The following is an 11,952-nucleotide window of genomic DNA, read 5'->3' as shown; positions in this document are numbered from 1 at the left end:
ATAGCGGGGGCAGGAGGCGCACTTTGTCGATGTTTGGACTGGACCTGACGATTTTGCTGATGGCGCTGGCGGTCACCGTATTTGCCAGCATCGTCAAGGGCGCGGTCGGCTTTGCCATGCCGATGATCATGATCTCGGGCCTTGCTTCCTTCCTGCCTGCCGAGCAGGCGCTGGCCGCCCTGATTCTGCCCACGCTCGGGACCAATCTGGCGCAGGCCCTGCGGCAGGGCTGGCGGGCGGCTCTGGCCACGACGCTGGAATACCGGCGGCTGCTGATCACGCTTTGCATCACCATCGCGATTGCGGCGCAGCTAGTTCCGGTGATGCCGCAGGCCGTGATGCTGATGACCCTTGGCTTGCCAATTGTGGTCTTCGCGCTGACGCAGCTTGCAGGCTGGCAAATGCGGTTCGAGGCCCGGAACCGGGGCCGGGCCGAGGTCACGACCGGACTTGTCGGCGGGTTCTTCGGCGGAATATCCGGTGTCTGGGGGCCGCCGACCATCGCGCTCCTGATCTCGCTGGATGTCGAGAAACGGGAAAACGTGCGGGTTCAGGGCGTGGTCTATATGATCGGCTCGGCGATGCTTCTGGCGGCGCATCTGGGGTCCGGGGTCGTGAACGGACAGACGCTGCCTCTTTCCGCGGCGCTGACCCTGCCCGCGATGGCCGGACTTTACGCAGGTTTCGCGATTCAGGACCGGCTTGACCAGCGCCGTTTCCGGCGCTGGACACTGATCGTGCTGGCCATCACCGGGCTCAACCTTGTCCGGCGGGCTCTGACGCTCTGATCTTCTTGCGTTCGGAAATACTCCGGGGGCGTGGCGGCAGCGCCCCCCACTCTTTCCCGGATATCAGCCGATCGCGGCGGCTTTCACTTCCGCGTCGATATAGGGCACATATTGCGCGAAGTTGTCTGCGAACATGTCGACCAGTTTCTTGGCCTGCGCGTCGTAGGCCGCGCTGTCCGCCCAGGTCTGGCGCGGGTCGAGCAGCTGGGCATCGACACCCGGAACGCTGACCGGAACCTCAAAGCCGAAATTCGGGTCCTTGCGGAACTGCGCGTCGTTCAGCGACCCGTCGAGCGCGGCGGTCAGGAGCGCGCGGGTAGCCTTGATTGGCATGCGCTTGCCGGTGCCATAGGCGCCGCCGGTCCAGCCGGTATTCACGAGCCAGCAGGTCGCGCCGGTTCCGGCGATCTTTTCCTGCAGGAGCTTGCCGTAGACTTCGGGTCTGCGCGGCATGAAGGGCGCGCCGAAGCAGGTGGAGAAGGTCGGGATCGGTTCGGTCACGCCCACTTCGGTGCCCGGCGTCTTCGACGTGAAGCCCGACAGGAAGTGATACATCGCCTGCGCCGGTGTCAGCCGCGCGATGGGCGGCAGCACGCCATAGGCGTCGCAAGTCAGCATGATCACGTTCTTCGGCTGGCCGCCGCGCGAAGTGGGCGAGGCGTTGGAGATCGCCTCCAGCGGATAGGCGCAGCGCATGTTGTCGGTGATCGAGTTGTCCTCGAAGTCAAGCTCGAAGGTCTCGGGGTCGAAGACCATGTTCTCGACGACCGTGCCGAAGCGCGATGTGGTCGCGAAGATCTCAGGCTCGGCCTCGGCCGAAAGGTTGATGGTCTTGGCATAGCAGCCGCCTTCGAAGTTGAAGGTGCCGGTATCCGACCAGCCGTGTTCGTCGTCACCGATGAGCGTGCGCGACGGATCAGCCGAGAGCGTCGTCTTGCCGGTGCCCGAGAGGCCGAAGAAGACGGCCGTGTCGTCGGGGTCGCCGATGGCGTGGTTGGCCGAGCAGTGCATCGCCATGATGCCCTTGCCCGGCAGGATGTAGTTCAGAAGCGTGAAGACTGACTTCTTGTTCTCGCCCGCATAAGCGGTGTTGCCGATCAGGATCAGCTTCTTGTCGAAGTTCATCGCGATCACGGTTTCGGACCGGCAACCATGCTTGGCCGGGTCCGCCTTGAAGGACGGGCAGTTGATGATCGTGAATTCGGGGATGAAATCATCCAGTTCCGACCGATCGGGGCGGCGCAGCAGGTGGCGGATGAAAAGGCCGTGCCAGGCCAGTTCAGTCACCACGCGCACATCCAGCCGGTGTTCCGGGTCGGCGCCAGCATAAAGGTCCTGCACGAAATAGTCGCGGCCCTTCATATGGGCCAGCATGTCGGCATGAAGCCGGTCGAACGCCTCGGGCGCCATAGGCTTGTTGTTTTCCCACCAGATCGAATCTTCGACCGAGGGGGTGCGGACAACGAATTTGTCCTTGGGCGAGCGGCCCGTATGCTTGCCGGTGGTGGCGAGCAAGGCCCCGCCTTTGCCCAGTGTGCCTTCCCCGCGTTTCAGCGCGGCCTCGATCAGCGCCGGTTCGAGGAAGTTGTAATAGACGTTGCCGATCCCCGCGATGCCCTGATCTTCCAAGCGTTGCGAGGGGTTCACCCGTCCATTTGTCATATTCATGCTCCCGATGCCGTCGCGCGGCGGTTCATGGGTCAAAGAACTGACACCCCAGCCTGCCAGGGGCGTCGGTCAGCCCCCGGACCGGGGCTGACACGGCCCCTATATCATGCCCGTAAAAGTATGGAACAGAAGGCTTTGTTCCGGTTAGCGCCATCATTCGGAGTTTAGCGCAATCATGCCCGGCGGATCGGCGGCGAAATGGCAACGATGCCCGAAAGTGCGGCAAATTGGTCAATGTCGTAGTTTTTTCGGCAGACCTGATTCGCCGCAAGGGCCCGATTCGCACATATCGGTTGCTTCTGCGATGCGTAAGATGGAATATGATAGGAAAACAAAGGCATTCGTGAGCAGTACAAGGGATATCGACATGTCGAGGATCGCGCTGGTCGACGATGACAGGAACATCCTGACATCAGTCGCCATGACACTCGAAGCCGAAGGGTTCGAGGTTGAAACCTATAACGACGGGCAATCCGCGCTCGACGCGTTCAACAAGCGTCTGCCGGATATGGCCGTCCTGGATATCAAGATGCCGCGGATGGACGGCATGGACCTGCTGCAGCGGCTGCGTCAGAAAACGTCGATGCCAGTCATCTTTCTGACATCAAAGGATGATGAGATCGACGAGGTTCTGGGTCTGCGTATGGGCGCGGACGACTATGTGAAAAAGCCGTTCTCGCAGCGGCTTCTTGTCGAACGCATCCGTGCGCTTCTGCGCCGTCAGGAAGCGATCGAGTCGGGTGAGGTCGCGACGACCGAGGAAACCAAGATCATGACGCGCGGCGCCCTTACGATGGACCCGCTGCGCCATTCGGTAACCTGGAAGGGTCGCGATGTCGCGCTGACCGTCACCGAGTTCTTGCTGTTGCAGGCATTGGCCCAGCGGCCTGGCTTCGTCAAAAGCCGCGATCAGTTGATGGATGTGGCCTATGACGATCAGGTCTATGTCGACGACCGCACGATTGACAGCCATATCAAACGGCTCAGAAAGAAGATGCGCACCGTGGATGACGATTTCAGCGCCATCGAAACGCTCTACGGAATCGGGTATCGCTACAACGAAGAATGACCCGGATGTCGAGGATCGGCTTGCGCGATCAACCTGATTCACGTCGCGCGGATGTCGTCCTTGGAGAGGACTGGACCGCACCCGACGGGATTGTAGAATCCGAACTCCGCGAAGGCAGAGAACGGCGCGGCTTCATCTCGCTCAACCGCTCGCCGCTGGCGCGCAAGATCATCACCTTCAATCTGATGGCAATGATCGTGCTGGTCGCGGGTGTGCTGTATCTCAACCCGTTCCGCGACAGTCTGGTATTGCAGCGCGAAAGCGGGCTCGTGGCCGAGGCGCAGCTTATCGCGAATGTGTTTGAAGCCCAGCTTCCGGATCGGGGGGAAGTAAGCCTTTCGGCCGGGGTCGGCATCGACCCTCTGCGCACCGTTCGCAGGATCGAATTGTCGGATGGCGCGGAACTGTTTATCTTCGATCCTCTTGAACATCTGGTCGTAACTTCAGTCGGGATGGAGCGCCCTGATTCCGAGGTCGTGGAAGGCCTGAGCCGAGATCACCGTTCGACACTGATTACCGACATTCTCAATTCGATTTGGGAAGGCATTGCCGGGATCCTTGCGCCCACGCACGAACTTGACCCGATTAGGGGTGGGGAGGATTTGGCGCGCGAGTTGGTGCCCGCGGCCTTGGCCGGTCAGACCCAGATCCGGACCGGTCGCGACAAGGCGGGTGAAGCGATCTTTACCGCTGCCACTCCGATCCGGCACGATGGTAAGATTATCGGTGTGGTTGCCATCACGTCCGTCGCCGGCGAGATTGACCAGCTTGTCCGCGTCGAACGCGAACAGGTGCTGCAGATGTTCGTCATCGCCATCATCGTCTCGATCGGACTGAGCCTGGTGCTTGCCTCGACCATTGCCAACCCACTGTCCGATCTTGCCGCCGCTGCCGAAATCGGCCGCGACAAGAACGCCCGCAAAATGTCGCCGTCGCGCGTCCGTATCCCCGACCTGACCGCCCGGCCGGATGAAATCGGGCGCCTGTCAGGGGCGATGCGCGGAATGGTGACTGCGTTGTACGAACGCATTGAATCAAATGAACAGTTTGCCGCCGATGTTGCGCACGAGATCAAGAACCCGCTTGCCTCGCTCCGTTCGGCCGTTGGCACGATGCGTGTCGCCAAGCGCGAGGATCAGCGCACCAAGCTGCTTGATGTCATCGACCACGACATCCGGCGGCTCGACCGTCTGGTCAGCGACATTTCCAACGCCTCGCGGCTGGACAGCGAACTGGTCAAGGAAGAAGAGGAGGAGTTCAACCTTCTCAAGATGCTGGGCAGCATTACCGATTACCTTGGCAATGAGGCCCACGAAAAAGGTGTCGACTTCATCTCGGACCTGCCGAGCAAGCCGATCATGATCACCGGGCTTGAAGGTCGTCTGGCGCAGGTCTTCGTCAACCTTATCTCGAACGCGATTTCCTTCTGCCAGGAAGGGGACGCGGTGCGGGTTTGGACCCGCAAACGCGAAAACCGGGTGCTGATCGTCGTCGAGGATACCGGACCGGGCATTCCGGATCAGGCACTGACCAAGATCTTCAAGCGGTTCTATTCGGAACGTCCACCGGGTCAGTTCGGGGAACATTCCGGCCTTGGCCTTGCCATCTCCAAACAGATCGTCGAGGCGCATGGCGGGGTGATCTGGGCCGAAAATATCCGGCCAACCGATGCCGATATCACGTCTGAACCGCTGGGCGCCCGTTTCGTCGTGGGCCTTCCGGTGTGAGCGGAAAAGAGACCCGGGCGATGATCCTGCATGCAAGCTGTGTCGCGCTGGCCGGGCGCGGCGTGCTGATTTTCGGCCCTTCAGGCAGTGGCAAGTCGGGCCTTGCACTTCAGCTGATGGCGCTTGGTTGCGATCTCGTGGCGGATGACCGGACAGCGGTCGCAACGCGCGACGGTGTCGCCGTCGCCACCGCGCCCGAGGCTATCCGTGGCAAGATAGAAGCGCGGGGTGTCGGCCTGTTGCGGGCCGAAACACTTGCCGTAGCGCGGCTCGCCCTTGCCGTCGATCTTGCCCATCTGGAAAGCGAACGATTGCCGCCTTTGCGCACCCATTCCGTGCTGGGTGTGGAATTGCCGCTTCTTCACAGGATCGAGAGCCCCCATTTTCCAGCCGCAATCCTGCAATATCTTAAGGCAGGTCGGGCAGCATGACAGAGATGACAGGATTGGCGGACGGTACAGGTGCAAACGGTGGTCAGCGGATCGTTCTGGTCACGGGTCCTTCGGGGGCGGGGCGCTCCACCGCGATTCATGCATTAGAGGATCTTGGCTACGAGGTGATCGACAACCTCCCTTTCAGCCTCATTCCGCGCCTGATGGACGGCCCGCCGCTTGGACGGCCCGTCGCGCTTGGCATCGATGTTCGGAACCGAGATTTTTCGGCAACCGCCTTGATCGAACTAATCGACCGGCTGACCCGGTTGCCCGATGCCGCGCCGGAGGTTCTCTATCTTGACTGTCAGCCCGATGAACTCGTCCGCCGTTACGGCGAAACCCGACGCCGCCATCCGCTGGCAGATGCCGAAACTCCGGCCGCAGGGGTGGCGCGCGAGATCGACTTGTTGGTTCCGATCCGGGCGCGGGCCGAGATTCTGATCGACACAACCGATCAATCACCCCACGACCTTAAGGCCGAGATCGCCCGGATCTTCGGGCAGGGGCAGACAAGCCAGATCGCTGTCTCTGTTCATTCCTTTTCGTACAAGCGCGGCGTGCCGCGCGGGCTCGACATGATGTTCGACTGCCGGTTTCTGAAGAACCCGCATTGGGAAGGCGCATTGCGCTCACTCGACGGTCGTGATCCGGCCGTTGTGCACTACGTCGAATCGGATCAACGCTTTTCGGCCTTTTTCGATCAGGTCCGCGACCTGCTCCTGCTGCTCCTGCCGGCACAGGTCGACGAGGGCAAAAGCCATCTTGCCATCGGTTTTGGGTGTACCGGAGGGCAACACAGGTCGGTTGCCGTTGCGGAAAAAATGGCCAAAGCGCTTGCGGAGGCCGGTTGGCGGGTGTCTAAGAGGCACCGGGAATTGGAACGGCGGGGCGGTGGGGTCCCGGATTCTGTACAAGGTGAAAAGGCGTGATCGGGATCGTGATCGTCGCGCATGGCGGCTTGGCGCGGGAGTATCTTTCCGCGGTTGAGCATGTCGTGGGCAAGCAGCAGGGCATCCGCGCGATCTCGATCGAAGAGGATCATGACCGCGCCGCCAAACAGGCGGAGATCTGTTCTGCCGCCGACGCCGTTGACACCGGCGAGGGTGTGGTCGTCGTGACCGACATGTTCGGTGGTTCTCCCTCCAATCTCAGCCTCTGCGCCTGCGTCAGTGACGACCGCCAGATCCTTTACGGTGCGAATTTGCCGATGTTGATCAAGCTTGCAAAATCGCGCCACCTGCCGGTGCCGCAGGCCGCGGCATCAGCCCTGGATGCGGGGCGCAAATATATCAACTGCTACGTGGGTTCGGGACAGGCCAGCCAATGACAACAGGCACTGCGACGGCGCGAAATCTGAAGATCGTCAACGAAAAGGGCCTGCATGCCCGCGCCTCTGCCAAGTTCGTCGAGGTCGTCGAGGCCCATGACGCCAGCGCAGAGGTCAGCAAGGACGGGATGAGCGTTTCGGGCGATTCGATCATGGGGCTCTTGATGTTGGCGGCCTCAAGGGGCACGGTGATCGAAGTCCGGACTAGCGGCAATGACGCGGCGGAACTCGCCGAGGCGCTTGAAGCGCTGGTTGCCAACCGCTTCGGGGAAGATTACTGAGCCACCCGGGCCCGCAATCGGAGGACCCCGGAATACTGCACAAAACGCCCCAGCACGAACGCCGCGAAGCCGCTTCGAAACCCTATGAGATGCGGCGCCTGTCCTATGCGGGCACGTTCACCAACCCGTACAAGGCGGGCACCATCCGCGTGATAGAGTGGATGACGGGCAAACTGCATCTGATCCGCAAGATTCGTGAATTCGAACGCTCGGGCGTGCCGTTCGGTCAACCGTTCTTCACCAAGGCCATGCAGGCTATGGGAATCGATGTCCTGACGCCCGAGGAACAGGTTGCGCTTATCCCGAAAGAGGGGCCGCTCGTCGTCGTCGCAAACCATCCCCACGGGCTTGTCGACGGGCTGATCATGGGCGAACTCGTCGGCAGGGTAAGGACCGACTACAAGATCCTTACCCGCTCGCTTCTGACCGGCATTCCGGAGATCGAGGAGTTCATGCTGCCGGTGCCGTTTCCGCATGAGGAAAACGCCCGCGAGCAGAGCCTTGAGATGCGGAACACCTGCATGGCGCATCTGAAAAACGGCGGGGTGATCATTCTGTTTCCTGCCGGAAAGGTCGCCACCAGCAAGACCATGTTCGGCCCGGTGATTGAACCGGAATGGAACCCCTTCACCGCGAAGATGGTCTTGCGTTCAGGTGCAACGGTGCTGCCGATCTTCTTCCCTGGCCGCAATACGCGGCTCTACCATGCAGCCGACAAGATCTCGGCGACCGTCCGTCAGGGCCTTCTGCTGCACGAGATCCGCAAGGCACTCTACAAGCCACAGGCGCCTGTTATTGGCCAACCAATTACACCTGAGGAACTGAAAGCCCACACCGGGGACACGCGCGAGTTGCTGGCTTGGCTCAGGGAAACCACGCTTGCCTTGGGCGAGTAGGGCTTTCAGATAAATCTTGAAACAAGGTTTTCCGAAACCGGGCGCTCCCTGCGGGTGCGGAAAAATTTTAAAGAATAATTGTTTGACCCGGCTGCTTCGTTACCGTGTCGGAACCGGAATTTCGCCGCGATAATCGTAAAAACCGCGCTGGGTCTTGCGGCCAAGCCATCCTGCCTCAACATACTTCGTCAGAAGCGGGCAGGGACGGTATTTCGTATCCGCTAGCCCTTCATGCAGCACGTTCATGATCGCCAGACAGGTATCGAGTCCGATAAAATCGGCCAGTTCCAGCGGACCCATCGGATGGTTTGCGCCGAGCTTCAGGCTCTCGTCTATCGACTTCACGCTACCGACTCCTTCGTACAGCGTATAAACCGCCTCGTTGATCATCGGCATCAGGATGCGGTTGACGATGAAAGCGGGGAAATCCTCGGCCGAAGCTGCGGTCTTGCCGAGCTTCTCGACCACTTTCACCAGCGTCTGATAGGTTTTCTCGTCAGTGGCGATCCCCCGGATCAGTTCGACAAGCTGCATGACCGGCACCGGGTTCATGAAATGGAACCCCATGAATTTCTCAGGCCGATCGGTGCGCGAAGCGAGCCTGGTGATCGAGATCGACGATGTGTTCGAGGTCAGGATCGTCTCGGGCTTCAGATGCGGCAAAAGGTCCTCGAAGATCGCCTGCTTGACCGTCTCGCGTTCGGTCGCGGCCTCAATCACCAGATCCGTCTTGCCAAGATCGGCCAGTTTAAGCGTCGTCTTGATCCGGCCCATGGCCGCTTTCTTGTCCGCAGCGCTGATCTTGTCGCGGCTGACCTGCCGTTCCATGTTGCGGTCAACCAGCGCCACCGCCTTGTCGAGCGCCTCCTGGCTGACATCGGTCATCAGTACGTCGAAACCGGCCAATGCAAAGACATGGGCAATACCGTTGCCCATCTGACCCGCGCCGACGATGCCCACCGATGCCACGTTCATTGCCCGATCCTCACTTTGCTGTTGCGCATGACCATAGGCACCCCTCTGTGCCGGGTGCAAGGCATAAGCAGGCGAACGGACCGTTCGAATTGTAGGTTTAGGCTTTTGGCAAGACTCATGCCGCAGATTCGTCCTCGGGTGAATATCAAGAAGGGTGGGATCAATGGCCTACGAATATGCCAGCGAAGGATCGCTGGACTACTATCCCTGCCGGTACGGGCAATCAAAGCTTTTGTTCCGGGGGCCGCGGCGCAGGCTTGAAGGCGCTTACGCTGCCGTGCTGGGTGGGACCGAGACCTATGGCAAGTTCGTCGTGGAGCCTTTCCCGACATTGCTGGAAGGCATGCTGGACCTCGCAGTGGTGAATTTCGGCTACGTGAATGCCGGGGCCGATGTCTTCGCGAACGAACCGGTGATCATCGACGCCTGTTCAAGGGCGAAGGTGACGGTGATCCAGCTTATGGGCGCGCAGAACATGTCGAACCGGTTCTACGCGGTCCATCCGCGCCGCAATGACCGGTTTCTGCGTGCTTCGAACCTGATGAAGACGGTTTTCCGAGAGGTGGACTTCACCGAATTCCACTTCACCCGGCACATGCTCTCGGCGCTGAAGGCGGTGTCGGAAGAGAAATTCGCGCTGGTCGAGGACGAGTTGAAATCTGCCTGGACCGCGCGCATGCGGACTCTGCTGCAGAAAATCGAGGGCAAGACGGTGCTGCTCTGGATATCAGGGTCAAGGCAGGATGGACAGGACGATCTCGGACCCGAACCGCTGATGGTTGATGATGAAATGGTGGCGTCGATCCGTCCTTTCGCGACGGAACTTGTTCATGTCACGCCAAGTTCTGCTGCGCGCAATTGCGGCACCGAGGACATGAGATTTGCGCCGCTCGAAGAACCGGCAGCCGCAGCGATGCCCGGACCCAGGGTGCATGAAGAAGTGGCAGAGGCTTTGGCGCCTGTCCTGAGGCGGGTGTTGAAGGCGTAAAGGCGAATGAAACAGAAAAGGCCCGCTGATCAGCGGGCCTTTTCCGATCGATGTCCTGATGCTCAGAGCTTGTCGGTCAGTTCCGGCACGGCGGCGAAGAGGTCGGCGACAAGGCCGTAATCGGCGACCTGGAAGATCGGCGCCTCTTCGTCCTTGTTGATCGCGACGATGACCTTGCTGTCCTTCATGCCCGCAAGGTGCTGGATCGCACCCGAGATGCCGATGGCGACATAGAGCTGCGGGGCGACGACCTTGCCGGTCTGGCCGACCTGCCAGTCGTTCGGGGCATAGCCCGAGTCAACGGCAGCGCGCGAGGCGCCCACGGCGGCGCCGAGCTTGTCGGCGAGCTTCTCGATCAGGGCGAAGTCAGCCTGGCTGCCGACGCCGCGGCCGCCCGAGACGACGATTCCGGCAGAGGTCAGTTCCGGACGGTCGCTGGCCGCGACTTTGTCCTCAACCCATTCCGAAAGGCCCGGATTGGCGGCTGCCGAGATGGTTTCGACCGGGGCCGAACCACCGGCACCGGCCGGATCGAATGTCGAGGTGCGGATCGAGACAACTTTCTTTCCGTCCGAGGACTTCACCGTCTGGATTGCGTTACCGGCATAGATCGGGCGCTCAAACGTGTCGGCGTCTACGACGCCGGAGACGTCCGAGATGACCATCACGTCGAGAAGGGCGGCGACGCGCGGCAGCACGTTCTTCGCATCGGTCGTCGCCGGGGCGACGATGTGCGAATAGTCACCGGCGATCGAGACGATCAGCGCCGCGGTCGGTTCGGCCAGACGATGGCCGAGCGAAGCGTCCTCGGCGCAAAGCACCTTCTTCACGCCGTCAAGTTTCGCGGCCTCGGCCGCCGCATCGGCAGCCTTGGCACCGGCGCAGAGCACGGTCACGTCGCCAAGCATCTTGGCAGCGGTCAGCGCCTTCGCGGTGGCATCGACGGAAAGCTGACCGTCGGTCACTTCACCCAGGAGAAGAACAGCCATCAGATCACCCCCGCTTCGTCTTTGAGTTTCGCAATCAGCTCGTCGACCGAGCCCACTTTGACGCCGGCCTTGCGGCCCGCCGGTTCCGTCGTTTTGACGATGGTCAGGCGCGGCGTGACATCGACGCCGTAATCGGCGGCGGTTTTCTCTTCCAGCGGCTTCTTCTTCGCCTTCATGATGTTCGGCAGGGAAGCGTAGCGGGGTTCGTTCAGGCGCAGGTCGACCGTCACGATGGCAGGCATCTTGACCTTGATCGTCTGCAGACCGCCATCGACCTCGCGGGTCACGACAGCGCTGTCGCCTTCCAGCTTCAGTTCGGACGCGAAAGCGGCCTGCGACCAGCCGAGCAGAGCCGACAGCATCTGGCCGGTGGCGTTCATGTCGTTGTCGATCGCCTGCTTGCCGCAGAGAACGATGCCGGGCTGTTCGGCTTCCACAACGGCTTTCAGGAGCTTCGCAACCGCGAGAGGCTCGATATCGGTATGAACGTCGTCGGCCGCTTCGATCAGGATCGCGCGGTCGGCGCCCATGGCCAGCGCGGTGCGCAAAGTTTCCTGCGCCTGCTTGACGCCGATGGAGACCACGATGATCTCTTCGGCCTCACCGCGTTCCTTGATGCGGATCGCCTCTTCGACGGCAATCTCGTCGAACGGGTTCATCGACATTTTTACGTTGGCGAGATCGACACCCGATCCGTCCGCTTTCACGCGAACCTTCACGTTGTAGTCGATCACCCGCTTGACAGGCACGAGTACCTTCATGGGCTTGATCTCCCTTAATACCGAAGCCGCCCGCACTCGGGCGGCAAGA

13 protein-coding genes are annotated in these 11,952 nt (G+C 61.0%); 9 read left to right on the top strand and 4 right to left on the bottom strand.

The annotated features are described in order from the left end of the window. Positions 1-29: 29 nt before the first annotated feature. On the top strand, positions 30-788 hold the full coding sequence (locus OEZ71_RS08150) for a sulfite exporter TauE/SafE family protein (RefSeq protein WP_263739453.1): 759 nt from the start codon (positions 30-32) through the stop codon (positions 786-788). A 63-nt stretch (positions 789-851) separates the two neighbouring features. On the opposite strand, the gene OEZ71_RS08145 is transcribed toward OEZ71_RS08150, so the two are convergent. Continuing rightward, a complete protein-coding gene (locus OEZ71_RS08145; protein WP_263739452.1) occupies positions 852-2,450 on the bottom strand; it encodes a phosphoenolpyruvate carboxykinase in 1,599 nt (532 codons plus the stop codon). A 373-nt stretch (positions 2,451-2,823) separates the two neighbouring features. On the opposite strand from OEZ71_RS08145, the gene OEZ71_RS08140 reads away from it, so the two are divergent. From OEZ71_RS08140 to OEZ71_RS08110, 7 genes are all read left to right on the top strand, one after another. Beyond that, the gene (locus OEZ71_RS08140) at positions 2,824-3,525 is read left to right on the top strand and encodes a response regulator transcription factor (RefSeq protein ID WP_263739987.1); all 702 of its coding nucleotides are present in this window, start codon (positions 2,824-2,826) and stop codon (positions 3,523-3,525) included. Then, a complete protein-coding gene (locus OEZ71_RS08135) occupies positions 3,522-5,252 on the top strand; it encodes a sensor N-terminal transmembrane domain-containing protein (protein ID WP_263739451.1) in 1,731 nt (576 codons plus the stop codon). Before OEZ71_RS08140 ends, OEZ71_RS08135 begins: the two co-directional genes overlap by 4 nt. A gap of 20 nt (positions 5,253-5,272) precedes the next feature. Next, on the top strand, positions 5,273-5,683 hold the full coding sequence (locus OEZ71_RS08130; protein WP_263739450.1) for an HPr kinase/phosphorylase: 411 nt from the start codon (positions 5,273-5,275) through the stop codon (positions 5,681-5,683). Between the two features lie 5 nt (positions 5,684-5,688). Continuing rightward, positions 5,689-6,615 (top strand): RNase adapter RapZ, encoded by a 927-nt coding sequence (gene rapZ, locus OEZ71_RS08125; protein WP_263739986.1) that lies wholly within the window; start codon positions 5,689-5,691, stop codon positions 6,613-6,615. Next, entirely contained in the window at positions 6,612-7,013 is a 402-nt protein-coding gene (locus OEZ71_RS08120) for a PTS sugar transporter subunit IIA (protein ID WP_263739449.1), read from the top strand. Before rapZ ends, OEZ71_RS08120 begins: the two co-directional genes overlap by 4 nt. Beyond that, the gene (locus OEZ71_RS08115; RefSeq protein WP_263739448.1) at positions 7,010-7,294 is read left to right on the top strand and encodes an HPr family phosphocarrier protein; all 285 of its coding nucleotides are present in this window, start codon (positions 7,010-7,012) and stop codon (positions 7,292-7,294) included. The genes OEZ71_RS08120 and OEZ71_RS08115 overlap by 4 nt, the downstream gene beginning before the upstream one ends. A gap of 89 nt (positions 7,295-7,383) precedes the next feature. Further along, positions 7,384-8,190 carry a lysophospholipid acyltransferase family protein gene (locus tag OEZ71_RS08110; protein WP_263739447.1) on the top strand — a complete coding sequence of 269 codons (807 nt, stop codon included), beginning with the start codon at positions 7,384-7,386 and terminating at the stop codon, positions 8,188-8,190. 99 nt (positions 8,191-8,289) lie between these two features. Here OEZ71_RS08110 and OEZ71_RS08105 read toward each other — a convergent pair whose 3' ends face one another. Then, positions 8,290-9,165 (bottom strand): 3-hydroxybutyryl-CoA dehydrogenase, encoded by an 876-nt coding sequence (locus tag OEZ71_RS08105; RefSeq protein WP_263739446.1) that lies wholly within the window; start codon positions 9,163-9,165, stop codon positions 8,290-8,292. 163 nt (positions 9,166-9,328) lie between these two features. Between OEZ71_RS08105 and OEZ71_RS08100 the strand changes: the two genes are divergently transcribed. Beyond that, complete coding sequence (locus OEZ71_RS08100; protein WP_263739445.1) at positions 9,329-10,153, top strand: DUF6473 family protein; 825 nt, start codon at positions 9,329-9,331, stop codon at positions 10,151-10,153. A 62-nt stretch (positions 10,154-10,215) separates the two neighbouring features. Here the strand turns inward: OEZ71_RS08100 and OEZ71_RS08095 are convergent, their stop codons facing one another. Together OEZ71_RS08095 and OEZ71_RS08090 are read right to left on the bottom strand one after the other, a co-directional pair. Then, on the bottom strand, positions 10,216-11,142 hold the full coding sequence (locus tag OEZ71_RS08095) for an electron transfer flavoprotein subunit alpha/FixB family protein (RefSeq protein ID WP_263739444.1): 927 nt from the start codon (positions 11,140-11,142) through the stop codon (positions 10,216-10,218). After that, positions 11,142-11,903, bottom strand: a complete 762-nt coding sequence (locus OEZ71_RS08090) for an electron transfer flavoprotein subunit beta/FixA family protein (protein WP_263739443.1) — start codon at positions 11,901-11,903, stop codon at positions 11,142-11,144. Before OEZ71_RS08090 ends, OEZ71_RS08095 begins: the two co-directional genes overlap by 1 nt. Positions 11,904-11,952: the final 49 nt, after the last annotated feature.

Source organism: Albidovulum litorale (genome assembly GCF_025751495.1).
In the GTDB taxonomy this organism is placed as follows: domain Bacteria; phylum Pseudomonadota; class Alphaproteobacteria; order Rhodobacterales; family Rhodobacteraceae; genus Albidovulum; species Albidovulum litorale.
This window is presented reverse-complemented; position numbering and strand designations above follow the sequence as displayed.